Genomic DNA, 22678 nt, shown 5'->3' on the forward strand with positions numbered 1-22678 from the left:
CCGACCGCTAGTCGCAGCCGGTAGTCGCTAGCCGCCGCCGATGCCCTGCAGCACCTTGCCCGTGCCGTTGCAAACGGCGCAGCGATGGCCTTCGACACTGCCCGTGCCGTGGCATGCGCGGCACGCATCTTCGCCGACGCCGGGAGCGTCGGGCGGTCCTTCGTCGCCGGGTTTGAGAGGGGTTTCGTCGGGCTGCATCTCGGCCTCCAGGGGTTTCGTGTATGCCTGACGATCCGCAAGTGGTATTCCCGTGCCATGTGCCATTGCATCGGGTGCAAAGAAGGGGCGCGGGGCAAGCGCGGCGTGCTCGAACTGCAGGAGCACGACGAGGCTCTGCTTCATGCGATCGGGCGTCTCCTGGGCCAGGACGAGTTCGGCACCGCGAAGAATATGTGCGCGGCACCTGGCTGCCTCGGACGAAACCTGTGCGGATCGCGGCGCGAAAGGGGGCAGGCGCTGAAGTCCGGGCATGGTCCGGATCGTGCGTACCAATCGGTTCCGGTGCCTGATGAGGAGTATTGCCGTCTATATGCCTCTGTCCGTTTCTGGACGCCCGGTTCATTGGCCGTGATTGACGGGCCGCGCGCCGTCACATCGCCGTATCGCCGCCGAGCGACGGCGAAATCGTGCTGTCGCGGCTGGGGTCGTCGGCGCGTTCGTCGGCACGCGCGGGCCGCATCGACACAGGCGGATGCGCGCGATAACAGCCTTCCACCGTGCCGTTGACGAGGCACTGCTGGAACGCCTCGGCCTCCTCTTTCCTCGCGAAGACATACAAGGTCTGCTCGACCTGAAGTTCCGTGTCCGACTTGCGTATCGTCGTGATGGTCATGATCTGCTCCTTGAATTGCATCGCTGACTGGCGCGAAAGAAAGTTCGTTTAACGAAAGTTCGTCTAACCATTGCGGCGGCAAGCGGCATTCCCGGCGGATTCACGCGCTGACAACCTTTGGTATGGCGCATGCGCTACTGGGAATTCCAGCGATCCGTATGGAGAGAAACATGTCGACGTCAACTGCGAGGTTCATTGAAGTACAGAAGGCATTGAAGGGCGCTTCATATCCCGCGCGAAAGGATGCGCTTCTAAAGACGGCCAAGGAAAACGATGCGGATGAAACCGTGATGGAAGCACTCGCGGCTTTGCCCGACGAGGACTACGACAGTCCGGCTGCCGTTTCCCAAGCAGTGGGCACGGGGGCGCGTTAGGCCTGACGGTTGGATTGCGCCGGCGATGCATGCCGGGGCGGCGCGGATGCACGCAATGTGGCGCGAACTGGCGCCCGTCCGTCCAATAACCATAACTTACGGACAGGCGCACGCGCTTAACAATCTCACGCGCCGACGCTAACCTTTTAGTCGTATTCACCAGAACTGCGTTCGCATCTGTTTGATGCGACCTTCCGGGCGGACAGATCTCACGCAATGAGGGATTTCGGACCATAAAGATGACCCGCATCGGAGGGAAACTGCGCGTGTCGGCCGCATCACCGTTCAATCGGCGTGCGGCGATATGCACATGACTGCTCTCTGGCGTTTGCTAACGGATGCGGGTGCCTGCATGCGAGGCACGTCGACGACATCTGTGCTGTATGACAAGTTCGAGCGCATCACGATCAGTTTCGAACCGCTGGGCAGAGCGGAAGCCGACCGGATTCTGTCCCGGCTCAACGAGGAAAAGTGGATTATCCATTCGTTTCTCCATCTTCTTGCGCCCGGTAGCAACGTGGCAAACGAGCGACGAAGAGGAACGAGTGCTGAAAGCAGCGACGCTCTGAGCGATGTCGCTGCAAGACATTCCGTTGCTGCGGGCAACGGATAGCCGGAGGGCCAACTCTGGCGCCCGTGCGGCCGGCATCGTTCCCTATGCCGGCCGCCTTTTTATCGCTACTGCTGCTACTGCGATACGCCCTTCGCCGCGGCGAGATCCTGCGCCATCTGGTAGTGCTTCCTGATGGTCGGCAGTGCGTCCTGGGCGGCCTTCTTCAGCTTCGCGTCCTGACCGTCCGAGATCTCCTTTTCGAACGCCGCGACGGCTTGCTTGTGGCCTTCCACGCCGACCTTCGCTATGTACGCCTGGTCGAAAGTCTTGCCCTTCAGGGTTTTTAGCGAGCCGAGCAGGGACGTATCCGAGTTGTCCTTGGGAACGCTCACGCCATGTGGTGCCGCCATTTTCAACTGCACGGTGAGCTTCGTGTGGTCGAGCATCATGTGGCGCGCGAACGATTTCACATCCTTGTCTTCCGAATTTGCGGTGGCCAGCTTGGCCGCATCGATCTCGGTCGATGACGACATCGACGCCGCCTGCACGAAGTCCTTGTCGGCCTGGGCTAATGGGTTGGCGGCGGTCGTGGACGCGGCCTGCGTTTGTGCGGCTGCGAGAGGCGAGAGGGCGAGGGTGCTTGTCAGCACGATCGCGCCAATGGCGATATGTTTATGCTTCATGCGGCTTTCTCCCTGAATGGATGGCAGTTCAGGTGTGAGGTGCAATCGATGTGCCGCCTCCGGAAATGAATCGGCGCGTCGAGCGCCCGCATGTGGCGGTCTTCACCAATCTCTGGAGGCGGAACGCGATTCGTGTCGATGGCGCTTTTTACTCGATCCGACCGCCTGTTTCTCCGCGTAGCTTGCCTGTTTGCAATTGCCCGCCTGGATTGGCCAATCATGAGGAGCTAGACATGAGCACTGGACAGAGAACGGTCGACATGAAACTGGAGGTCGTGGTCATTCCCGTGGCGGACGTCGATCGCGCGAAGCAGTTCTACGAGAGGTTGGGCTGGCGGCTCGACGTCGATCTCGCGAAGGGTGATCAGTTTCGGGTCGTGCACTTCACACCGCCGGGCTCGCATTGCTCGGTTCTGTTTGGAACCGGCGTCACGACGGAGGAACCTGGCTCCGTGCAGGGACTTCACCTTATCGTGTCGGATGTCGTGGCCGCGCGCGCGGAGCTCGTGGAGCGGGGTATCGAGGTTAGCGAGGTTTTTCACGACGTCGGTGGGGTATTCCATCATGCCGGTGAAGTGGGACGGTTGAGCGGTCCGCATCCGTCACGGGCTACTTATGGTTCTTTCGCATCGTTCAGCGACCCCGACGGAAATGGCTGGGTTTTTCAGGAAGTGACGGCACGGCTTCCCGGCAGAGTGGAGGCGGGCGATACGAGATTCGGTTCGGCGAAGGATCTTGCAGGGGCGTTGCGGCGCGCTGCCGCCGCGCATGGCGAACACGAGAAAAAGACCGGTCAGCATGATGAGAACTGGCCTGACTGGTATGCCGAATTCATCGTTCGTGAGCAAGGTGGATAAGGGTTTTGCTGCGCGGGCGGGTTGGGGTGGTTTTTGGCGGGCATTCCGTATTGTGCGGGTGTGGGGCCGGGCTATGCCGGGCGGTGTTCTGGTCTTTGCGCTGGCATCCGCGCTGGCCGTTCGCCTTTGCGCGCTTGCGTTTGCGCTGGCATCCGCGAATTGTTAGCGTGCTGCAGGCGTTGCCCTTGGGCGCTTGCCTTTTCGCTGGCATCCGCCAATCGTTAGCTCGCTTCAAGCGTCGCCCCTGTGCGGGGCGGCACCTACTTTTCTTTGCCGCCGCAAAGAAAAGTAGGCAAAAGAAAGCGGCTCACACCGCCAGCGCTAATTCTTGCCTGAGGGCCCCCACAGCTTCTTACGCTTCACACGGCGACCACATGATCCACGCCCGTTGCCAACGCTCTGAATGAGCGCCTCACCCGCTTCACGCATCTGCGTTTCAGCATGCCTCACCAGACAGTCCACGGCCGCCCAGGTGGCAAACTGTGTGTCGGCTTTCGCGCCATACGCGCCTCACTCCGGACCGATAGCGCACGCACCCCACCCGGTAAGAACGCCACCCTATACGACGCGACAACCTACACACAGTTTGCCACCTGGGCGGCGCATACCATTCGCTGGCGCTGGCTCAGGTATGGGTGTTTGAAGCGGGTGAGGCGTTGATTCGAAGCGTTGGTAACGGGCACCAACCAGGGCCACTGGTGTGTGAAGTGTGGGGACGTTGGGGGCCCGTGGGTAAACGTCAAGAATTGGCGGTGTGAGCCGCTTTCTTTTGCCTACTTTTCTTTGCGGCGGCAAAGAAAAGTAGGTGCCGCCCCGCACAGGGGCGACGCCTGAAGCGAGCTAACGTAACGCGGATGCCAGCGAAAAGGCAAGCGCAGAGGGGCAACGCCTGCAGCACGCTAACAACTCGCGGATGCCAGCGCAAAGTCAAACGCCCACCGCCCACCGCGAATGCCACCACAGACCTCAAAAAAACACCGCCCAGCATAGCCCGCGCCGCGAAGGCACAGTCCGGATGCCAGAAAAGGAACCAAAACCGCAACCCCCGACGCCAGTCAAAAAGACCCCACCTCCATCCAACTCACATGTGCACTCACCACACGCCAGCCTTCAGGCATCCTGATCCACGTCTGACTTTGCCGACCAACACGCGGCTCCCCATCGCGCCGAAACTCGATATTAGCGACGGCGAACGCATCGCCATAACTCGTCACCACCCGCGCCGTCACTGTCCGCTCAAGCCCCTTCCCAGGCCGCGCAGCGCGAAACTCACGAATCGCCTCATACCCGTAAAGAGTTTCCGTCGCCCCATACCGCAGCGTATGCGGCGAATCAAAAAAGAGCGCATCGAGCACAGCAACGTCATTGCTCACAAGCGCCCGTTCATAAGCATCGAATGCAGCGTTGACTTCAGCGAGCACATCGGGCCGATTGATTTCGATCATCACCGTGCTCCCACATCAAACGCCGTCGGCGGACAATAAGCAAGCCCCGCAGCCTCAAGACGCCGCGCCGCTTCAAACGCAAGCTCCTCACGCCAGGGCGGCGCGATCAACTGAACACCGATCGGCAAGCCACCGCCCGTGCGCATCGGCGCGACGACAACAGGCAGACCGAGACACGAGACCGGCTGTGTCAACAACCCCAGATTAGGGCGCACAGCGAGCCGCTCGCCATTGACGTCCATGAACTCATCGCCAATATGCGGCGCCACGACAGGCGTAGCCGGCGCAATCAGCACATCGTAATGCGAGAACAGTTCCAGCACGCGACGCCGCAACGCAGCCCGCACACGCTGCGCCTGGACGATCCATGCCGCGGGCAATAACGCCCCCGCAATCAGCCGATCGCGCGACAAAGGCTCACGCTCGTCATAGCGCGCATGCAAATTCGCCATATGCAACTGACCACCCTCGGCAGCCGTGATCAGAAACGCCGCGCCGCGCGCCGCATCGGCATCGGGATATTCAACCGTATGCGCCGCCGCCAACGCTTCAGCAGCAACGCACGACGCCTGGTGCGCATCGTCATTCGCGTGTTCGTCGAAATAGCCACCGAGCCGCGCCACCCGCAACGCACCGGGCCGCGCGTTGGCCGATTTGAAGCCACGTTGCGCGCACGAAGGATCGAACGGGTCCGTGCATTGCAACGCGTCGTAGACGGCAGCGAGATCGTCCACGCTACGCGCGAAAGCGCCCATATGATCGAGGCTCGCGACGAAGGGCCACGTGCCGTGCCGCGACAGACGTCCGTAAGTCGGCTTCACGCCGAACACGCCGCACAGCGAAGCAGGCACCCGCACCGAGCCGTTGGTATCGGTGCCGAGCGTGACGGGCACGAAGCCGGCCGCGACGGCCGCCGCGCTTCCCCCCGACGATCCGCCCGCCGAACGCGTCAGGTCATGCGGATTCCGGCACGGTCCCGCATGATGATTCTCGGTGGTGAAGCCATACGCGAACTCGTCCATATTGAGCGCGCCGACCATGATCGCGCCTTGATCGCAAAGGCGTCTCACGAGCGTTGCATCGGCCGTGGCGGGCGGCGCGTCGGCGAGCACCCGCGAACCCGCTATGGTCGTGACGCCCGCGATGTCGAACAGATTCTTGGCCGCAAACGGAACCCCCGCCAGCGCCGGCAATGTCTGGCCACTCGCGCGGCGTGCATCGAGCGCATCGGCTTCGGCCAGCGCGCGTTCGCGCGTGATGGCGGTGAACGCGTTGATCTGCGCGTCGTGTGCGTCGATCCGCGCAAGCGTCGCCTCGATCAATTCACGTGCGCTGAACGCGCCATCGGCATACGCGCGCGCGATCGACAGCGCGCTGCCGGAAACACTGTTGAATGTCGTCATGGGCGATACACCGTCGCAGGTTCGTCGTTGGTATCGACGGGATAGGCGAGCACGGGCGCGGCCAGCTGCGCAACGCGGGCGAATTGAGCCTTTACGCGCGCGGCGGCTTCGGCAGGAAGCGCCGGGAAGTGCAGCGCGAGCGCGGCATCGACATAGGCGTCGAGCGTGGTGTCGAGCGAAGTTGACATGGGCGTCGGATTCACGAAAGAGTGGGAAAGAGTTGGCGCGCCCGCGCGATCAACGCGCGATCGCTTCCACGCGGACCGATGAGCGACAGCGCGAGCGGCCGTTCGCTTTCGTTCGCGACGGGCACCGTGACTTGCGGCAAGCCGGCGAATGCTGCAATTGCATTCATGGTCAGCGCGTCTCGATAGAACGCATTCGTGCGCTCGGGTGTTTCGTGCCTGCTCAACAGCGAGCGCGGCGTGGTCGGCAGCACGATCAGCGCGTTACCCACCATGCCGTCGATGCGTCGCGCGAACGTCTCGCGCAAGACTCGACAACGTTCGACTTCGGCGGCGTCGTGCGTCTTCAGGCGCGCAAAGCGTGCGGCGATATCGTCGCCGAAGCGCGGCGCAGTCGCATCGATCCACGCGCCCAGCGAAGCACCAATCGCATCGTCCTGCAACTGCTGATACACATGCAGCCAGCGGGCGCGATCACCTGCAATGACTTCGATCTCATCGTGCGTAGCGGACATTTCGCGCAGGCGTTGAGCGTCCTCAGGTTCGCAGGCTGAGCGTGCATCGAATGCTTCCTTGCAACGCACCAGCGCTGAGGGTGCATCGACAGCAGGCACGCCTTCCAGCAACACGTCGGCGACGCGCGCGAGCATCGCGCCCGTGGGCGCAAACCAGCCGACGGTATCGAAGCAGGGCGCAAACGGTAGCACGCCTTCCAGCGATACGGCATCGTGAGTCGGACGAATTCCCCACAATCCGCAGAACGCGGCGGGCACGCGTACCGAGCCGCCCGTATCGGTGCCGAGCGCGAAGTCCACTTCGCCGCTCGCCACGGCGGACGCCGATCCGCTCGACGATCCGCCCGGCAGTGCAAACGGCCAGCGCGGGTTGAGCGGCGTGCCGTAGTGCGCGTTCACGCCTTCCAGACTGTAGGCGAGTTCGTCGGTAATCGTCTTGCCGTCCACGGATGCGCCCGCGTCGAGCAATCTGGCCACACAAGGCGCATGACGCGCGGCGGGGCTGTGCGTTGCGAGCCACTCGGGATTGCCGCCGCCCGTCGTCACGCCCGCCACGTCGATCAGATCCTTGACCGCGAAGCGCAAGCCGTCGAGCGCGCCGCGCGCGGTGGCGCTGACTTCGAGGCGCGGGCCCGGGATGAACGCGCTCATACTGCGCCTCCCTTTAGCGCGGCGGCGAATTGCAGCGAATCAGCGACGAAGCCAAAGCACTTCTTCACATTCCAGATGCTCGCTTCCGTGCAGAACGCGGGCGACGACGTCGCGCAGCAATCGGTCAGCATCACGCAGCCGTAGCCGAGAAAGTTCGCGTCGGTGAGCGTGTGCAGCACGCATTGATCAGTGTTGACGCCCGCGAAGAACACCGTGCGCGTGCCGAGGTTGCGCAGGATGCTATCGAGCGGCGTATCCCAGAAGCCGCTGATGCGGTACTTGTCCACGCAGATGTCCTGCTGCTCTATCTTCAGTTCGTCGACCACGGCGGCGGCCCACGAATCTTTCTCCAGCACGCGCGCGCCATGCTCGGGCAACGGCTCGCCAAGACCGATGCCCGTGCCCTTCGGCTTATACAGATGGAGCTGATTGGGCGGCATGTTCGCGAGATCCGGCCGGTTGCCCCAGTTCACCCAGATGACGGGAATGCCGCTGTCGCGCACCACGGGCAGCAGGCGCTGCAGTGGTGCAATCGGCGCGCGGTCCGCACTGTAATCGCCCCCAATGTGGTCCACCCACCCGCCTTTGGTGCAGAAATCGTTCTGCATGTCGATGATCACGAGGGCCGATTTTTCGATGTCGAAGCGCACGTTTTGCGGTTCGGAATCGAGGACGGCGATGCGCGGCGCCGGCGTCGGCGCGGCCATGTCGACGAGCGCTTCCGTCGCCGTCCAGCGCGTCTGCGCGAAGGCGCCGAGCGCGCCGCCAGGCCTTGCCAGGTCTGGGTTCGAGTTGTCGTTCATGGGTTTCTCCAGAGCGTTGAACGTGTGATGTCCGAGGGGTCCTGAAACGGTGCTATGCACGTCGCCGATGCCGCCGGCCGAATGAAAAAAATGGGAGCGTTCCCGCTGCCCCGGTCGCGCATTGGCATCGAAGTTGCAACGTGCATTTCAGTCATGAATAACCTACTTACCCAAATCCAACGCAAAAGGAGTGCCAATGATGATCGGTTCGCAACAGGCATCGCACGGAAAACCGCGCCGTCGGCTCGTGGCTCGCGCGCTCGTCGTGGCGGGACTCGTCGCGCTCGCCGCGCCCTCGTTCTTCGTGCCCGCCGCGCACGCCGCCGATGACGCGATGCGCGTCGGCGTGCTGATCCCCGGCTCGAAGACGGACAAGGGCTGGATGGAGTCGGGCTACGACGGCGTCGTGGCCGCGCAGAAAGAGTTCGGCCCGAAACTGAAAACGCAGATCATCGAGAACATCAACTACGCGGACATGGAGCAGGCGCTCACCAATCTCGCGTCGAAGAACCAGCTGGTGATCGGCATTGGCGGACAGACGCAGGCAGCCGTGCTGAAGATCGCCAAGCGCTTTCCTAACGTGAAGTTCTCGGTGGTGGGCGGCAACAAGGGTGAGAACATGCCGCCCAACGTCGCCGGGTACGACGTGAAGCAGGCCGAGATCGCCTTTGTCGCGGGCGCGGCCGCCGCGATGATGTCGAAGAGCGGCGCGGTGAGCTACGTGGGCGGCATGGAGATTCCGTCCATCGTCAACGCGGGCAAGGAGTTCGGCAACGGCGCGCGCTACATCAACCCGAAGGTGAAGTACTTCGAAAGCTACACGGGCGACTTCGACAACGTCGCCAAGGCACGCGAAGCGACGGCTGCCGCGATCGCGCAAGGCGCCGACGTTCACTATCACATCCTGAACCTCGGGCTGCGCGGGCTGGAGCAGGCGGCTAAGGAAAAGAACACGCACATCATCGGCAGCTACACGGACCGTTGCGGCAGCGATCCGCTCTACGTCGCGTACAGCATCACGGGTGTCGGCTACCAGGCGCAGTACGCGATCGAGCAACTCGAGAAAGGCCAATGGCAGCCCGGCTACAAGGCCTTCGGTCTCGCGATGGGGCCGAAGGCTTCGAGCATGGTGATCTGCAAGTCGACGCCCGCGATGGACGCGAAGCTCAAGCAGATCGAGGACGACATCCTGAGCGGCAAGATCAAGGTATCCGAAGGATGAGCACGCTCGCTTCTCCCGTCGCGCGTGCCGAGCCAATCCTTTCGCTGACGAACATCTGCAAGCATTTTGGCGCGTTCACCGCGCTCGAAGGCGTGTCGCTCGATCTGATGCCCGGCGACGTGCACTGCCTGCTCGGCGAGAACGGCGCGGGCAAATCGACGCTGTGCAACGTGATCTTCGGCGTTCATCAGCCGGATGCGGGCGCGATGCAGGTGAACGGCGCGCCGTATCGTCCGCGTAATCCGCGTGAGGCGCTGGCGCACGGCATCGCGATGGTGCATCAGCATTTCAGTCTCGTCGACGACGCCAGCGTGCTCGACAATCTTCTGCTCGGCCAGGCGCGCGGCTGGCTCAACCGGCAGCGCGAAGCGGCGCGCCTGCATGAAGTGCTGGCGAGCGTCGGGCTGGAACTGGCGCTCGACGCGAAGGTCGCGGACCTGTCGGTGGGCGAGCGGCAGCGTGTCGAAATCGTCAAGTGTCTGATGCGCGAGCCGCGTCTTCTGCTGCTCGACGAGCCGACGGCCGTGTTGTTGCCCGCCGAGATCGACGCGTTGCTCGACACCTGCGAGCGCGTCGCCGCGCGCGGCTGCGCGGTGGTGCTCGTCACGCACAAGCTGAGGGAGATTTGCCGGATCGCCACGCATGCCACGGTGCTGCAATCGGGGCGCGTGGTGGCGCGCTCGGCGGCGCCATCGGGCGAAATCGACAGGCTCGTGCATGCGATGATTCATCGCCCGGGAAAAGACGGCGACGATGACGACGCCGATCTGACCAGCCGCCTGTCGCTCGTCAACACGCGCTCGCCATACTCGCGTCCGCTCGCCGAAGAGGTATTGCAGATCGACGCTCTGAGCGCACGCGATGCCGAAGGCGTCACGCGCCTCGAAGACTGCACGCTCGTCGTGAATCGCGGCGAGATCGTCGGGATTGCGGGCGTCGAAGGCAATGGGCAGAGCGAACTCGGCGCGGTGCTCGCGGGCATGTCGAGCGCGTCGGCAGGACGCTTTTTTATCGCGGGGCGCGATATGACGAATGCCACGCCGCGCGAACTGACGCAAGCCGGCGTGGGCATCGTGCCGGAAGATCGGCACGCGGTGGGTTGTGTCACGGGGATGAGCGTCGCCGACAATCTGCTGCTCAATCATCTCGACGGCTACACGCGCGCGGGCTTTCTGCGCCGCCGTGCGATGCGGGCCGCCGCGCTCGACCTGATGCAGCGCTTCGACGTGCGCGCGAGCGGCCCCGACGCGCTGTTCGGCGGGCTGTCGGGTGGCAATCAGCAGAAGGCTGTGCTGGCGCGCGAACTGACGCTCGATCCGCTGCTGTTCCTGCTCGCCGCGCAACCGACGCGCGGTCTCGACGTCGGCGCTGTGGCTGCCGTGTATACGCACATCCGTGCCGCACGCGACCGCGGCGTGGGCGTGTTGCTGATTTCCTCCGAACTCGACGAACTGATGAGCGTCGCCGACCGCATCGTCGTGCTGTATCGCGGGCGCGTCATGGGCACCTGTGCGCCCGAGGCGAGCAATCGCGGCCGTATCGGCGCGTGGATGGCGGGCGCGGGAGAACCTGCATGAATCCGCAGATGAAGGTGCAAACCCTGTTCGGCTCGACGCAAGACGCGCAAGGCTGGCGCGCGCGGCTGCCGCATGTGCGCGTCGCGTGCGTGATCGCCGGGGCCGTCGTATTCGCGATGCTGGCGGCGCTCGCGTTGATCGCGCTAATGGGCGTGCCGATCGGCGATGCGCTCGCGGCTTTCGCCGACGGCGCATGGGGCTCGCCGTATGCGATCGGCGCGTCGATCAATCGCAGCCTTGCATTCGCGCTGGTCGGCACCGGTTTCGTGATTGCGAACCGCGCGAAGCTCACGAACGTGGGCGGCGAAGGGCAGCTTGCGATCGGCGGCATCGTCGCGACCGCGCTGAGTCTCTACGGCGGATGCGCGCACTTGCCGCTCGGCCTGTCGTTCATCGTGCCGATGCTCGGCGCCGCCGCCGCGGGCGCACTATGGGGCGGCGTGCCCGGCGTGCTGAAAGCGAAGGCCGGCACCAATGAAGTGATCAGCACGTTGTTGCTGTCGTTCATCGCCGTGTGGCTGCTCTACTGGTGCGTGCAAAGCGAAGCGCTGCTGCGCCAGCCGATGACGAACGGCGCGACCTTGCCCGAATCGCTCGAAATTCCCGATCCGACCAAGCTCCCCGCGATCCTCGCGGCGAGCGGCATGAACCTCAACATCGGTCTGCCCGTCACGATCGCGCTGGCCATCGGCTCGGCCGTTCTGCTCACGCGCACGCGCTTCGGCCTGTCGCTGCGGGCGGCGGGCCTGAACGCGATCGCGGCGAGGCGTGCGGGTTTGCCGATCACGTCGTCGATCGTCGGTGCACTGGCGCTGGCTGGCGCGTTCAGCGGCCTTGCAGGCGCGTTGATGCTGCAGGGCGATCAATACTCGCTGAAAGCCGGCTTTTCGTCCGGCTATGGCTTCGATGGCCTGGTGGTCGGACTGCTCGCGCGCGGCTCGATCACAGGTGTATTCGCGGCGGCGCTGCTGTTCGGCTTTCTGCGCTCGGGCGGCATCAACATGGAAATGGTCGCGCAGGTGCCGTCGGCGCTCGTGCTGATCGTGCAGGGCATCGTCACCATCGCGCTTGCGGGCGGCGCGATGTGGCTCGACAAGGGAGACGCGCGCCAATGAATCTCGAACTTCTCGCAGTGTTCGCGGGCGCGTCGGTCCGCCTCGCCGCGCCGATGATGCTCGCATCCACGGGCGAACTCGTCAGCGAGCGCGCGGGCGTGCTCAACATGAGCGTCGAAGGCATGATGCTGACAGGCGCGTTTCTCGGCGCGACGTTTTCATGGCTCACGGGCAATCCGTCAGTCGGTTTGTTGTGCGGCATGCTCGGCGTGATCCCGCTCGCGCTGCTGCAGGCGTTCCTGAGCGTGACGATGCGCGCGAATCAGATCGTGACGGGCATCGGCATCAATATTCTGGCGCTCGGCGGCACGACGCTCGCTTACCGCGAAATCTTCGGCGAGCGTTCGAGCGCGGTGATTCCGGGCCTGGCGCACTGGTCGCCGCCTGTGCTCGGCACACTGCCTGTCATCGGCGAGCCGGTATTCGGTCAGGTGTGGCTGCTGTATGCGGGACTGGCGGTGCTGATCGCTACCTACGTGGTGATGCGTCACACCGCATTGGGCGTCGCGCTGCACGCAACAGGTGTCGCACCCCGCGCCGTCGATCAGTCGGGCCTCGGCGTCGCGCGGATTCGCTACGGCGCGGTGGTGTTCTCGGGCGTGATGTCGGCAGCGGCGGGCTGCTTCATCTCGATCGGCGACATCCACACCTTCACGGAAGGCATGACCAACGGCGCGGGCTATCTGGCCATTGCGGCGATCATCTTCGGCAACTGGAAGGTGGGGCGCACCGCGCTCGCGTGCCTGCTGTTCGGCGCAGCGACGGCGATGCAGTTTCAGTTGCCGATGTTCGGCCTGCATGTGCCGACGGCCTTGCTCATCATGCTGCCGTACCTGCTCGCGCTCGTGGCCGTCGCCGGACTGATCGGCAGGCAATCCGCGCCACCCGCGCTCACCCAGCCGTTCAGGCGCTGAGCGCGCGAGCGCCGGGGCGCGGCGGAGTACCATAACGATACGCCGCGCCATTGTTCATCCATACATCGACACCATGCCACGCAACGCCCCTGCATCAAGCGCACCCGCCCGAGCGGCGAAGGACGAGCCCACGCGCCGCCAGCAACTTGCGGCAAAGACGCGCGAGCGCATCTTCCGCATCGCCATCAAGGAGTTCGCCGACAAGGGCTTCAGCGGCGCGCGGGTGGAGGGCATTGCGAGTCGCGCCAAGGTCAATATCCGGATGATCTATCACTACTTCGGCGGCAAGGAGATGCTGTATGTCGAAGTGCTGGAGCATGTGCTCGCGAAGCTGCGCGAAGCGGAGCTGGCCGTCGAGCTGGATGAAAAGACCGTCGACCCCGCAGCAGGCATCTTGCGGCTTTACGATTTCACGGAAGGGCACTTTTCCGCGCACCCCGAGTTGCTTTGTCTGCTTTCGTGGGAAAACCTGAACCGGGCGCGTTACCTGAAACGCTCGAAGGTCATTCCTGCGATGTCGTCGCCCGTGCTCGACAAGCTGCGCACCCTGATCGAACGCGGCGAGGCTGCTGGCGAGTTGCGCGAGGGCATCGACCCGCTGCATATGTACGTGACGCTCGTGAGTCTCGCGTATTTTCACAAGTCCAATGCGTACACGCTCTCACGCATGTTCGACACCGAGATGCTCGCGCCTTCATGGCAGGCCGCGCACAAGGCGCAGGCGCACGAACTCGTGCGCGCGTTTCTGACGGGCGCGCGCGTGCCTGAACTCGCGGCGCACATCTGATTTGCCGATAAAGCGCCGCGCAACGCCGCGCGGCGCGTCAACCCGCAGTCGCCCGCTTGCGTGCGAGCGCTCTCGCGACCAGCAATCCGCCCACCATCACCGCGAGCGAGATCAATGTCGTCATCGTGCCGAGCGCGTAAATGACGGGCGTGGTCACCGATGTCGTCAAGCCCTGCAGTTCGAGCGGCAGCGTGTTCTGGTCGCCGATTGCCTGCGACGTGCGCGCGATCTCATCCCACGACAGCGTGAAGCCGAACATCGCGACGCCGATCACAGAAGGCCCGATGATGGGCAGCACGACATTGCGGAACGATTGCCACGGCGATGCGCCCAGATCGCGCGCCGCTTCTTCGAAGGCGGGATTGAAGCGGTTGAATACGGCGAACATCACGAGCAGGCCGAACGGCAGCGTCCACGTCAGATGCGCGCCGAGCGCCGACGTGTAGAGACCCATCGAGGTGGTCCAGCTATCCGCGAACGACTGAAAGCCCCACGTGCTGGCCAGATACTTGATGAGCGTGTCGAGCAGACGAAAAGTCAGCCCGATGCCGAGCGATACGATGATCGACGGCATGATGAGACTCGCAACCGATACATAGAACACGGCCGTGTCGCCGCGAAAGCGCCGCCTGAACGCGAGGCCCGCGCTGACGGAGAACAGCACCGTCAGCACCGTCACAGCAATCGCGAGCTTGACGGAGCGCCCGAACGCAGCCCATATGTCGATATCGCCCACGCCGTTGCGCAGCACCTCGAACCAGTGCAGCGAGACGCCGCGCATCGGAAACGTCAGGCCGCCTTCCGGACCTTGAAAAGACAGAATGAAAATCGTGATGACGGGGCCATACAGAAACAGCACGAACAGGCCGAAGATCAGCGCGAGCCAGTAGAAGCTCGCGGGCCGGCGCTCGCGATGCATGAGCGAAACACGCATGTCAGAGTTCCTTTCTGATGTCGACGGCGCGCGTCAGCGCCCACACGATCATGAGCACCACCGCAAGCAGAATGATCGCATTGGCGGCAGCGGCGGGAAATTGCAGATAGCCTGTCTGCACCTGAATGATCTTGCCGACCGACGCGATCTGCTGCCCGCCCATCACGCCCACCGTGAGGAAATCGCCCATCACGATCGTGACGACGAAGATCGAGCCGATCACGATGCCCGTTTTCGATAGCGGCAACACGACGTCGCGGATCACCTGCCAGCCGCTCGCCCCGCCGTCGCGCGCGGCTTCGAGCAGCGACCGGTCGATACGCATCATTGCGTTGAAGATGGGCACGATCATGAAGAACGTATACAGATGCACGAACGCCAGCACGACGGAGAAGTTCGAATACAGCAGCCATTCGAGCGGCTGGTCGACCAAATGCGCCGACATGAGCGCCTGATTGACAAGCCCGTTGCGTCCGAGCAGCGGAATCCACGAGATCATGCGGATCACGTTGGACGTCCAGAACGGAATCGTGCAGACCAGAAACAGGACGGTTTGCATCGCTGTCGTGCGTACATGGAACGCGAGGAAATAGGCGATCGTGAAGCCGAGCACGAGCGTCACGGCCCAGACCATCGCGCAGAATTTCAGCGTGGACCAATAAGTCTTGAAGGTGACGCACACGTCCGTGAACGACGTGCACCCGTCGAAGATCGCCGCGTAGTTCTTCAGCGTGAACGCCGGAATGATCTGATACTCATTGAAGTCCCAGAAGCTGACGATCAACGTGATCACGAGCGGCACGATAAAGAACAACGCGAACGTCACCGTGAGCGGCGTGGCTTGCAGCCACGCGCTCACACGTCGATGGCGCACGGCCGGTTGCTTTGCCTGCTGGAGATACTCGACCGAGGCCATCTTCACACTCCGCGCGTGTTCGTGTGCACTGTCATGCCGCGATGAATTCGTTCCACTTCTGCACCATGTAGATGTTCTCGTCCATCACGGCATTCCAGCACGCAATCGCGCCCATGCGCTGGTTGTACGAACCGCCGTCGCGCACGGCGCCCGCTTTTTCGAGCAGCTGGCCGTCGGGCGCCTTGATGTCCTGCGCTGCGGGCTTGCCTTCCATCCAGTAGTCCCATTCGTAGGCCTGCATATGCGTGCGCGCCGTTTCCGTGACGCCGGGGTAGTAGCCCTGGCGCATCAGATAAGCGCCCGCCCAGCCGTCCTGAAACCAGTTGACGAATTCATACGCGGCATCGAGCTTTTTGCCCTGCAGCGAGCGCGGAAAGCCGAAGCCCGACGCCCACGAGCGATAGCCTTCTTTCAGCGGCTGGAATTTGCAGGCGATGCCCATCGTGCGGACCTTCGTGACGGCGGGCGACCACATCGACTGGATCACGACTTCGCCCGACGCCATCAGGTTCACGCTCTCGTTGAAGTCGCGCCAGAAGGCACGGAACTGGCCGGCGCGCTTCGACTCGATCAGGATCTTGATGGTCTGATCGATCTCGGCTTTCGTCATGTTGCCCTTGTCGCCGTACTTCACGCGGCCCATCGCTTCGATGGCCATTGCCGCGTCCATGATGCCGATGGCGGGAATGTTGAGCAGCGCCGCCTTGCCCTTGAATTGCGGATTGAGCAGGTCCGCCCACGTCGTCACGGGCCGCGCGATCAGGTCGGGGCGAATGCCGAGCGTGTCGGCGTTGTACGTGGTGGGGATCAGCGTCATCCACTCGGTCGGCGTCGCGGAGAATTCAGTCGAACGCGCGCCCTTGAGGAACATCACCTTCTTCGGCGCGGTGCCTTGATCGCCGATCTTCTTGCCGTCCACTTCACCCTTTGTCAGCACGGGCGTGATCTTGTCGGCGAGCTTGATACGTTTGGCGTCCATGCCCGCGAGCGTGCCCGCCGGGATCAGCTTCTTGAGCGCGAAGTACTCGGTGTCGACGATATCGAACGAATTGGGCTGCGTGATGATGCGTTTGGTCACGTCATCGGTGGTGACGGGAATGTACTGGATCTCGATGCCCGTGTCTTCCTTGAATTTCTTCGCAATGTCGGCGCTCTGGTTGACGGCAGTGCCGAGGTAACGCAACGTGATCTTCTCCTGAGCGTGCACATACGGAAAACCAGCGATGCCCGCAGCCGCGACCGCGCCCTTGATGAACGTGCGGCGCGATATTCCCTTTCCTGCCGTCTCTTCTCCAGCCTGTTGTACGTTTGCGGCCACTTTGTCGTCGTTCATTGCGTCTCTCCTCTAAAGAATTGTCGTTGCGTTGTCGTTGTCAGTGCACTTGCTAGGCCGCCAGCGGATGGGCGTTCTGCTCGTCCCACCAGACCGTCACGCGCGCATTCGGGCCGAGGCGTTGCGGATCGTAGTCGGCGTCGCTCATCAGGGACACGAGTGCGGGTGAGCCGTCCTGCGGATCGAGCGTGATGCGCAAGTGCGTGCCTTGATATTCGGCTTCCCGCACCGTGCAGGCGAGGCCGCCGATGCGGCTCAAGCCGCTTTCGCCCGCACTCGTGCCCGGCGTGACGCCTTGCGGCGCAATGCGCAAGCGGTCGGCGCGCACGGTGAAGAGACCGCCCTTCGCGCCAAGCACGTTATGGCCGCCCAGAAAGCGCGCGACGAACTCCGTGCGCGGCCGGTTGAAGACTTCGAACGGCGTGCCTGTCTGTTCGATATGACCGTGACTCATCACCACCACGAGATCGGCGAGTGCCATCGCTTCTTCCTGCGAATGGGTGACGTGGACGAAAGTAATCCCGAGTTCCTTTTGCCAGCGCTTGAGTTCGGCGCGCATCTGCACGCGCAGGAACGGATCGAGCGCGGACAGCGGTTCGTCGAGCAGCAGGCAGCGCGGCTCGTTGAGCAACGCGCGAGCGAGCGCGACGCGCTGCTGCTGGCCGCCCGAAAGCTGTGCGGGCCGGCGGCTCGCGTAGTCCGACATCGCGACGAGTTCGAGCAGTTCGGCCGCGCGCTTTCTGCGCGCCTCTTTGGCGACGCCGCGCATCTTGAGACTGAACGCGACGTTGTCGAGCGCGGACAGATGCGGGAACAGCGCATAGCTCTGAAACACCATGGCCGTGCCGCGCGAGGCGGGCTGCTCATGTGTCACGTTGCGCCCGCCGATCAGCACGTCGCCTTCGGAAACCGACTCGTGACCCGCGATCATGCGCAGCGTCGATGTCTTGCCGCAGCCCGACGGGCCAAGCAGGCAACAGTAGGCGCCGCCGGGAATGCGCAGGTCGATGGCATCGACGGCGAGCGAATCGCCATAACGCTTCGAAACGTGTACTAGCTCGATGTCGGCGGGGCTTGCATGAACCACGGTTGAGGCCGGCTGAACCATGAAGGTGTGTCCTGTCAGGAAACGCGGATGAAATACGGCGCACGAAGCATGCAGCCGGGAGCTTCTGCAAGTCATATGCCATTCGCGATCGGGTCTGCCGCCCGGATGGACTCGCACGCGTGCCGCAAGGCCCGCTGACAATGCGTGTCGACAGGTTGGCGCGCATATTGCACACGATTGCGGACCTCGATCGTCTGCACTTTGGGATCCGTTGCGTGTGCAATCGCAGTGCAGGTTCCGTTCGGATTGGGGCACAACCTAACCAAACCGGATCATTCACACCGACAATGAACGACTTCAAGCGCGAGCCGTCCAGTTCATTCGATTCACCGAAAACACATGGCCGCTTCGGCTATCAGCCGATTCATGAAGGCGAGGCGTACCACTGGCCGAACGGCGCGCGGCTCGCGGTCTACCTCGGCTTCAACCTGGAGCACTTCGCGTTCGGCGAGGGACTGGGCGCGGCGCTAGGGCCGCTGTCTCCGCAGCCCGATGTGCTGAACTACAGCTGGCGCGAGTACGGCAATCGCGTCGGTGCCTGGCGCTGCATCGAACTGTTCGATTCGTTTGACATGCCGGCGGGCACGCTCGTCAACACGTCGCTTTACGATCACTGCCCGGAACTCGTCGATGCCTGTGTCGCGCGCGGCGACGAACTGATCGCGCACGGTCACACCAACGCGCAGCGCCAGAGCGATCTCGACGAGGACGGCGAACGCGCGCTGCTGGCCCATTGCCGCTCGCGCATGTACGAGCAGTCGGGCGCGGAGCCGGCGGGATGGCTGTCGCCATGGATCTCCGAGTCGCACCGCACGCCGGACCTGCTCGCCGAGACGGGGTATTGCTACACGCTCAACTGGTGCCACGACGACCGGCCCGTGCGTATGCAAACGAACGGCGGGCCGCTGTGGTCGATTCCATATCCCCAGGAGCTGAACGATCTGCCGATGATCATGGCGCGGCAGATGGACATGCGCGATTTCGCGGACATGATCATCGACCAGTTCGACGAGATGCTCGAGCAAACGCAGCGCGCGTGCACTGCGCCGCCGCTTGTCATGGGCATCGCGCTGCATCCGTACATCGTCGGGCAGCCGTACCGGTTGCGGCACTTGCGGCGCGCGCTCGCCCATATCGACAGTGTGCGCGACGACATCTGGCTCACCACGCCGGGCGCCATCGCGCGCCATGCCGACGAGGCCGTGCCCGTAGCGGCGCAAGCCGCATGAGTGCCGTGCAGGCGGGAATGCAGCGCGCGAAGCGCGATCGGGCGGACGCGGATGGCCGCATCTATCAAACGATCTTCGAAGGCGTGTTGAATCGCAGGCTCACGCCGGGCACCAAGCTGCCCGAGCCGGAGTTGTGCGCGCTGTTCGGCGTCGGGCGCGCGGTGGTGCGGCGCGCGCTGGAGAAGCTCGCACACGACGGCATCGTCGTCCTGCGTCCGAACAAAGGCGCTGTCATTGCACAGCCGACGCGTGAGGAAACACGCGAGATTTTCGAGGCCCGCTGCGCGGTGGAACGCGCACTGGTCGAGCTCGCAGCGCAACGCGCGAGCGTCGACGATATCGGCGCGCTGCGCAGACAGCTTGCCGACGAGCACGAGGCGATGCATCGATTCGACCAGCCTTCATGGGCGCGGCTTGCCAGCGAGTTTCATCTGCGCATCGCCGCGCTGGCGGGCAACGCGACCCTCGAACGCTACCTCACCGAACTGATTTCGCGCTGTTCGCTGATCGTCGGTGCATACGAGCCGGTCGGCAACGCGCCGTGCGAGCACGACGAACACACCGCTATTCTCGATTGTCTGGAAGCTCGCGATGCCGACGGCGCGATTGCGCATATGACCGCGCATCTCCGGAGTCTGGAGGCGCGTATCGAAACGTCGCGCATGCCTGGCAAAAAACGGCTGGCGCAGCTGCTCGGCATCGAACCCGATCGACAAACCGTGATGGAGTGACATGGAAATCGACTTCGAAGCGATCACCGAGTACCAGCGCTACAAGCTGATGGCGAGCCTGATCGTGCCGCGCCCCATCGCGCTCGTGACCACGCTCGGCGTTGACGGCACGGTGAATGCCGCGCCGTTCTCGATGTTCAACATGCTGGGCGAGGAGCCGCCCATTGTGATGATCAGTATCAACCGGCTGGCGGACGGCACGCTGAAGGACACGGCAGTGAACATTCCGCGCGAAAAGGAGTTCGTCGTGCATCTTGCCGACGAGGCGATCGCACAGCAGATGCATCGTTGCGGCGAGCGCTTTGCGTCGACCGTCAGCGAGCTCGACGAAGTGGGCTTCACCGCGCTGCCGTCGACGCGCATCAAGCCGCCGCGTATCGCGCAGGCGCCCGTTGCGTTCGAATGCGAGCTTTGGGAGACGCTTGAAACAGCGAGCCGGCATATCTTCATCGGCAAGGTGCTGGTGCTGCACGCGCGGGACGAACTGATCGATCGCGACGCGTGGCGTGTCAGATTGCAGCATTACTTTCCCGTGGGCCGGTTCGGCGCAAGCGACTATGTGACGACGCGGGATCGATTCGAGCTTTGAGTTGCGCGCGGTCCCTGGAAAGAACAAAGGCTGATATCTATTTTAAGTTTCCGTTGAACGTGCCTGGTTTCCTTCGGGTATAAGCTTCGCCATATCGATTGGTAGCGACATGAGTCATCTCACCTGGCGATGCAATGAACCCGATCCGAAATCCACGCAATCCCGTTCGCAGCGAAATCGATTTCGACGCGCAGGGCAAACATAGCGGCTATCTGCGTTTGCCTCACTCCGTGCACCGCTCGGCTTACGGCTGGCTGCCCATTCCCATCGCCTCGATACGCAACGCGGCGGGGCCTGTCGTGCTGGTCATGGCGGGCAACCACGGCGACGAATACGAAGGCCAGATTCTCGTATCCGAACTGATCCGGCAGCTCGACGCAGACGACGTCTCGGGTCAGTTGATCCTGCTGCCGACGGCCAACGCGCCTGCGGCAGAAGCAGGGTTACGCACGTCTCCACTCGATGACGGAAACCTGAACCGCGCTTTTCCGGGCGATCCTTCAGGTTCTCCGACGCAGATCATCGCGCATTACATCGAGCATGAGTTGCTGGCGCGCGCGGATTTCCTGCTGGATCTGCATTCTGGCGGCAGCTCGCTGCTCTACCACGGCAACAACATGCTCGCGATCGATCCACGCGATGAAGAGGAACGGCGCCAGTTGGTGCAGGCATTGCAGGCGTTCGGCTTGCCGAACGCGTTCCTGCACGCGGAGAATCCCGTGCATGCGGCATCGGCGGCGCGCCGTCAGGGCGCGCTCTCGATCACAGCTGAAATTGGTGGCGGTGGTGCGGTCAATCCGCTGTTGCTGGATGAAGCAAGGCGGGGTTTGCTGCATTTCCTGGCTCATATCGGCGTGCTGAGTGGTCCACTCGTTCCTGACGCGCCACCTGCCGTAACGCGCTTTCTGCGCGTGGCGGGCGCGCAGCACTACGTTTATGCCTATGACAGCGGCATATATGAACCGCTCGTCGAGTTGGGGCAGCGCGTTCGCGCCGGTCAGCCAGCAGCGCGAATCCATTTCCCCGACACGCCGCTCAAGGAGCCAGTGACCTGTCACTTCGCGAGCGATGGCGAGGTAGTCTGCAAACGCGTACCCGCTCTCGTGAAGCGAGGCGACTGCCTCTTCCATCTGGCGGACGAAGATCGCTCGTACGTTTGATCGGCCCTTTCTGGAACGTATGTCGAAGCGCGAATTTCACTGTGGCATTACCGTATTCAATCGTCATTGCATGACTTGTGCGCGCGATTCGATTCATTTGCATCGCACGATATTCATATAGAAATTGCTTGTTTAGCGCCGTCGTGACCTGGCGCTATCGTATGAGCTCCTGAACGCAGATCGACATCGCTGTCGATGATTCATGAGCACGATCGTCGTTGACACCACCCCTCGAGATCCACGCGCGAAACCATTGCTAGACGCGTTGCAGTGGGAATATGCGACGCGCTACGAGGATTTCCGCAAGGACGGAGGCGCCGCCGCCGCGCAAGAGATGTCGCGGTATCCGGCCGAACTCTTCGCGCCCCCTGAAGGCGCATTCATTCTGTTGATCCGCGATGGCGAGACGATCGGCGGCGGCGCATTCAAACGCTACGACGCACGAACGGCCGAACTCAAACGCATCTGGACGCGCGACGATTTGCGTCGTCAGGGTCTCGCGCGCCGCGTCGTCCAGGAACTGGAACTTCGCGCGCTCGAACAGGGCTACACACGCGTCTATCTGACAACCGGGTTCAAACAACCCGAAGCGTGGGCACTTTACGAAAAGACGGGTTACGCGAAGTTGTTCGATAGCGCACTGCCGCCTGAAGTGCACGTACATCTTCGCTTCGGCAAGGACCTGCTGGAACCGCATCGCACCGGCACGCTGGAAGACCTGAGAGCCAAAGACACCGATCTCGCTACCCGCTAACGGTCGCC

The 22678-nt window shown here is 63.2% G+C and carries 25 protein-coding genes; 13 read left to right on the plus strand and 12 right to left on the minus strand.

Going from position 1 to position 22678, the window contains the following annotated elements; all coding sequences use genetic code 11:
- Positions 1 to 27: 27 nt before the first annotated feature.
- Together C2L66_RS30620 and C2L66_RS30625 are read right to left on the minus strand one after the other, a co-directional pair.
- Positions 28 to 342, minus strand: coding sequence for a hypothetical protein (locus C2L66_RS30620; protein ID WP_060609943.1), 315 nt, complete (start codon positions 340 to 342; stop codon positions 28 to 30).
- A gap of 247 nt (positions 343 to 589) precedes the next feature.
- The gene (locus C2L66_RS30625) at positions 590 to 832 is read right to left on the minus strand and encodes a hypothetical protein (RefSeq protein WP_054931587.1); all 243 of its coding nucleotides are present in this window, start codon (positions 830 to 832) and stop codon (positions 590 to 592) included.
- Between the two features lie 170 nt (positions 833 to 1002).
- On the opposite strand from C2L66_RS30625, the gene C2L66_RS30630 reads away from it, so the two are divergent.
- Positions 1003 to 1206, plus strand: coding sequence for a DUF2795 domain-containing protein (locus C2L66_RS30630; protein ID WP_107203160.1), 204 nt, complete (start codon positions 1003 to 1005; stop codon positions 1204 to 1206).
- A 310-nt stretch (positions 1207 to 1516) separates the two neighbouring features.
- The gene (locus C2L66_RS30635) at positions 1517 to 1819 is read left to right on the plus strand and encodes a hypothetical protein (RefSeq protein ID WP_176056925.1); all 303 of its coding nucleotides are present in this window, start codon (positions 1517 to 1519) and stop codon (positions 1817 to 1819) included.
- Positions 1820 to 1893: 74 nt separating this feature from the next.
- Here C2L66_RS30635 and C2L66_RS30640 read toward each other — a convergent pair whose 3' ends face one another.
- Positions 1894 to 2442, minus strand: coding sequence for a DUF4142 domain-containing protein (locus C2L66_RS30640; RefSeq protein WP_082433859.1), 549 nt, complete (start codon positions 2440 to 2442; stop codon positions 1894 to 1896).
- 233 nt (positions 2443 to 2675) lie between these two features.
- Between C2L66_RS30640 and C2L66_RS30645 the strand changes: the two genes are divergently transcribed.
- A complete protein-coding gene (locus C2L66_RS30645; protein WP_060609946.1) occupies positions 2676 to 3299 on the plus strand; it encodes a VOC family protein in 624 nt (207 codons plus the stop codon).
- Between the two features lie 1055 nt (positions 3300 to 4354).
- Here C2L66_RS30645 and hpxZ read toward each other — a convergent pair.
- The 5 genes from hpxZ to C2L66_RS30670 are packed head-to-tail and all read right to left on the minus strand — an operon-like array spanning position 4355 to position 8301.
- Positions 4355 to 4744, minus strand: coding sequence for an oxalurate catabolism protein HpxZ (hpxZ, locus tag C2L66_RS30650; RefSeq protein ID WP_060609949.1), 390 nt, complete (start codon positions 4742 to 4744; stop codon positions 4355 to 4357).
- Positions 4744 to 6147 carry an AtzE family amidohydrolase gene (locus C2L66_RS30655; protein ID WP_060609952.1) on the minus strand — a complete coding sequence of 468 codons (1404 nt, stop codon included), beginning with the start codon at positions 6145 to 6147 and terminating at the stop codon, positions 4744 to 4746. The genes hpxZ and C2L66_RS30655 overlap by 1 nt, the downstream gene beginning before the upstream one ends.
- A complete protein-coding gene (locus C2L66_RS30660; RefSeq protein ID WP_054931592.1) occupies positions 6144 to 6335 on the minus strand; it encodes a DUF4089 domain-containing protein in 192 nt (63 codons plus the stop codon). Before C2L66_RS30660 ends, C2L66_RS30655 begins: the two co-directional genes overlap by 4 nt.
- Positions 6336 to 6346: 11 nt before the next feature.
- Positions 6347 to 7498, minus strand: a complete 1152-nt coding sequence (locus tag C2L66_RS30665) for an amidase (protein WP_060609956.1) — start codon at positions 7496 to 7498, stop codon at positions 6347 to 6349.
- Positions 7495 to 8301 carry a cysteine hydrolase family protein gene (locus C2L66_RS30670; protein ID WP_060609959.1) on the minus strand — a complete coding sequence of 269 codons (807 nt, stop codon included), beginning with the start codon at positions 8299 to 8301 and terminating at the stop codon, positions 7495 to 7497. The genes C2L66_RS30665 and C2L66_RS30670 overlap by 4 nt, the downstream gene beginning before the upstream one ends.
- A gap of 196 nt (positions 8302 to 8497) precedes the next feature.
- Here C2L66_RS30670 and C2L66_RS30675 point away from each other — a divergent pair, with 196 nt between their 5' ends.
- The 5 genes from C2L66_RS30675 to C2L66_RS30695 all read left to right on the plus strand — a co-directional run bounded on the left by C2L66_RS30675 (position 8498) and on the right by C2L66_RS30695 (position 13916).
- Positions 8498 to 9523 carry a BMP family protein gene (locus C2L66_RS30675; RefSeq protein ID WP_035995914.1) on the plus strand — a complete coding sequence of 342 codons (1026 nt, stop codon included), beginning with the start codon at positions 8498 to 8500 and terminating at the stop codon, positions 9521 to 9523.
- Positions 9520 to 11100 (plus strand): ABC transporter ATP-binding protein, encoded by a 1581-nt coding sequence (locus C2L66_RS30680; protein ID WP_060609962.1) that lies wholly within the window; start codon positions 9520 to 9522, stop codon positions 11098 to 11100. The genes C2L66_RS30675 and C2L66_RS30680 overlap by 4 nt, the downstream gene beginning before the upstream one ends.
- The gene (locus C2L66_RS30685) at positions 11097 to 12215 is read left to right on the plus strand and encodes an ABC transporter permease (RefSeq protein ID WP_060609965.1); all 1119 of its coding nucleotides are present in this window, start codon (positions 11097 to 11099) and stop codon (positions 12213 to 12215) included. Before C2L66_RS30680 ends, C2L66_RS30685 begins: the two co-directional genes overlap by 4 nt.
- On the plus strand, positions 12212 to 13129 hold the full coding sequence (locus tag C2L66_RS30690; protein WP_035995911.1) for an ABC transporter permease: 918 nt from the start codon (positions 12212 to 12214) through the stop codon (positions 13127 to 13129). Before C2L66_RS30685 ends, C2L66_RS30690 begins: the two co-directional genes overlap by 4 nt.
- Positions 13130 to 13202: 73 nt before the next feature.
- Positions 13203 to 13916, plus strand: coding sequence for a TetR family transcriptional regulator (locus C2L66_RS30695; protein WP_054931597.1), 714 nt, complete (start codon positions 13203 to 13205; stop codon positions 13914 to 13916).
- 37 nt (positions 13917 to 13953) lie between these two features.
- Here C2L66_RS30695 and C2L66_RS30700 read toward each other — a convergent pair whose 3' ends face one another.
- From C2L66_RS30700 to C2L66_RS30715, 4 genes are read right to left on the minus strand one after another with little or no spacing between them, the layout of a single operon-like run.
- Positions 13954 to 14850, minus strand: a complete 897-nt coding sequence (locus C2L66_RS30700) for an ABC transporter permease (protein WP_054931598.1) — start codon at positions 14848 to 14850, stop codon at positions 13954 to 13956.
- Between the two features lies 1 nt (position 14851).
- Complete coding sequence (locus tag C2L66_RS30705; protein WP_060610717.1) at positions 14852 to 15766, minus strand: ABC transporter permease; 915 nt, start codon at positions 15764 to 15766, stop codon at positions 14852 to 14854.
- A 31-nt stretch (positions 15767 to 15797) separates the two neighbouring features.
- A complete protein-coding gene (locus C2L66_RS30710; protein WP_054931599.1) occupies positions 15798 to 17099 on the minus strand; it encodes an ABC transporter substrate-binding protein in 1302 nt (433 codons plus the stop codon).
- A 52-nt stretch (positions 17100 to 17151) separates the two neighbouring features.
- Positions 17152 to 18207, minus strand: coding sequence for an ABC transporter ATP-binding protein (locus C2L66_RS30715; protein WP_054931600.1), 1056 nt, complete (start codon positions 18205 to 18207; stop codon positions 17152 to 17154).
- A 287-nt stretch (positions 18208 to 18494) separates the two neighbouring features.
- Between C2L66_RS30715 and C2L66_RS30720 the strand changes: the two genes are divergently transcribed.
- From C2L66_RS30720 to C2L66_RS30740, 5 genes are all read left to right on the plus strand, one after another.
- Complete coding sequence (locus tag C2L66_RS30720) at positions 18495 to 19436, plus strand: polysaccharide deacetylase family protein (protein WP_060609968.1); 942 nt, start codon at positions 18495 to 18497, stop codon at positions 19434 to 19436.
- On the plus strand, positions 19433 to 20167 hold the full coding sequence (locus C2L66_RS30725; RefSeq protein ID WP_054931602.1) for a GntR family transcriptional regulator: 735 nt from the start codon (positions 19433 to 19435) through the stop codon (positions 20165 to 20167). The genes C2L66_RS30720 and C2L66_RS30725 overlap by 4 nt, the downstream gene beginning before the upstream one ends.
- A 1-nt stretch (position 20168) precedes the next feature.
- Complete coding sequence (locus C2L66_RS30730) at positions 20169 to 20756, plus strand: flavin reductase family protein (RefSeq protein ID WP_035995904.1); 588 nt, start codon at positions 20169 to 20171, stop codon at positions 20754 to 20756.
- Positions 20757 to 20890: 134 nt separating this feature from the next.
- Entirely contained in the window at positions 20891 to 21916 is a 1026-nt protein-coding gene (locus C2L66_RS30735; protein WP_060609970.1) for a succinylglutamate desuccinylase/aspartoacylase family protein, read from the plus strand.
- 202 nt (positions 21917 to 22118) lie between these two features.
- A complete protein-coding gene (locus tag C2L66_RS30740; RefSeq protein WP_054931604.1) occupies positions 22119 to 22670 on the plus strand; it encodes a GNAT family N-acetyltransferase in 552 nt (183 codons plus the stop codon).
- Positions 22671 to 22678: the final 8 nt, after the last annotated feature.

The sequence above is a fragment of the Paraburkholderia caribensis genome (genome assembly GCF_002902945.1).
GTDB lineage: Bacteria > Pseudomonadota > Gammaproteobacteria > Burkholderiales > Burkholderiaceae > Paraburkholderia > Paraburkholderia caribensis.

Coding starts and splice junctions, on each gene's coding strand:
- C2L66_RS30680 (WP_060609962.1), top strand. CDS start 9,520: ATGAGCACGCTCGCTTCTCCCGTCGCGCGTGCCGAGCCAATCCTTTCG.
- C2L66_RS30730 (WP_035995904.1), top strand. CDS start 20,169: ATGGAAATCGACTTCGAAGCGATCACCGAGTACCAGCGCTACAAGCTG.
- C2L66_RS30700 (WP_054931598.1), bottom strand. CDS start 14,850: ATGCGTGTTTCGCTCATGCATCGCGAGCGCCGGCCCGCGAGCTTCTAC.
- C2L66_RS30645 (WP_060609946.1), top strand. CDS start 2,676: ATGAGCACTGGACAGAGAACGGTCGACATGAAACTGGAGGTCGTGGTC.
- C2L66_RS30665 (WP_060609956.1), bottom strand. CDS start 7,498: ATGAGCGCGTTCATCCCGGGCCCGCGCCTCGAAGTCAGCGCCACCGCG.
- C2L66_RS30705 (WP_060610717.1), bottom strand. CDS start 15,766: ATGGCCTCGGTCGAGTATCTCCAGCAGGCAAAGCAACCGGCCGTGCGC.
- C2L66_RS30725 (WP_054931602.1), top strand. CDS start 19,433: ATGAGTGCCGTGCAGGCGGGAATGCAGCGCGCGAAGCGCGATCGGGCG.
- C2L66_RS30710 (WP_054931599.1), bottom strand. CDS start 17,099: ATGAACGACGACAAAGTGGCCGCAAACGTACAACAGGCTGGAGAAGAG.
- C2L66_RS30740 (WP_054931604.1), top strand. CDS start 22,119: ATGAGCACGATCGTCGTTGACACCACCCCTCGAGATCCACGCGCGAAA.
- C2L66_RS30635 (WP_176056925.1), top strand. CDS start 1,517: ATGACTGCTCTCTGGCGTTTGCTAACGGATGCGGGTGCCTGCATGCGA.
- C2L66_RS30715 (WP_054931600.1), bottom strand. CDS start 18,207: ATGGTTCAGCCGGCCTCAACCGTGGTTCATGCAAGCCCCGCCGACATC.
- C2L66_RS30655 (WP_060609952.1), bottom strand. CDS start 6,147: ATGACGACATTCAACAGTGTTTCCGGCAGCGCGCTGTCGATCGCGCGC.
- C2L66_RS30735 (WP_060609970.1), top strand. CDS start 20,891: ATGAACCCGATCCGAAATCCACGCAATCCCGTTCGCAGCGAAATCGAT.
- C2L66_RS30690 (WP_035995911.1), top strand. CDS start 12,212: ATGAATCTCGAACTTCTCGCAGTGTTCGCGGGCGCGTCGGTCCGCCTC.
- hpxZ (WP_060609949.1), bottom strand. CDS start 4,744: ATGATCGAAATCAATCGGCCCGATGTGCTCGCTGAAGTCAACGCTGCA.
- C2L66_RS30685 (WP_060609965.1), top strand. CDS start 11,097: ATGAATCCGCAGATGAAGGTGCAAACCCTGTTCGGCTCGACGCAAGAC.
- C2L66_RS30620 (WP_060609943.1), bottom strand. CDS start 342: ATGAAGCAGAGCCTCGTCGTGCTCCTGCAGTTCGAGCACGCCGCGCTT.
- C2L66_RS30630 (WP_107203160.1), top strand. CDS start 1,003: ATGTCGACGTCAACTGCGAGGTTCATTGAAGTACAGAAGGCATTGAAG.
- C2L66_RS30720 (WP_060609968.1), top strand. CDS start 18,495: ATGAACGACTTCAAGCGCGAGCCGTCCAGTTCATTCGATTCACCGAAA.
- C2L66_RS30640 (WP_082433859.1), bottom strand. CDS start 2,442: ATGAAGCATAAACATATCGCCATTGGCGCGATCGTGCTGACAAGCACC.
- C2L66_RS30675 (WP_035995914.1), top strand. CDS start 8,498: ATGATGATCGGTTCGCAACAGGCATCGCACGGAAAACCGCGCCGTCGG.
- C2L66_RS30625 (WP_054931587.1), bottom strand. CDS start 832: ATGACCATCACGACGATACGCAAGTCGGACACGGAACTTCAGGTCGAG.
- C2L66_RS30670 (WP_060609959.1), bottom strand. CDS start 8,301: ATGAACGACAACTCGAACCCAGACCTGGCAAGGCCTGGCGGCGCGCTC.
- C2L66_RS30695 (WP_054931597.1), top strand. CDS start 13,203: ATGCCACGCAACGCCCCTGCATCAAGCGCACCCGCCCGAGCGGCGAAG.
- C2L66_RS30660 (WP_054931592.1), bottom strand. CDS start 6,335: ATGTCAACTTCGCTCGACACCACGCTCGACGCCTATGTCGATGCCGCG.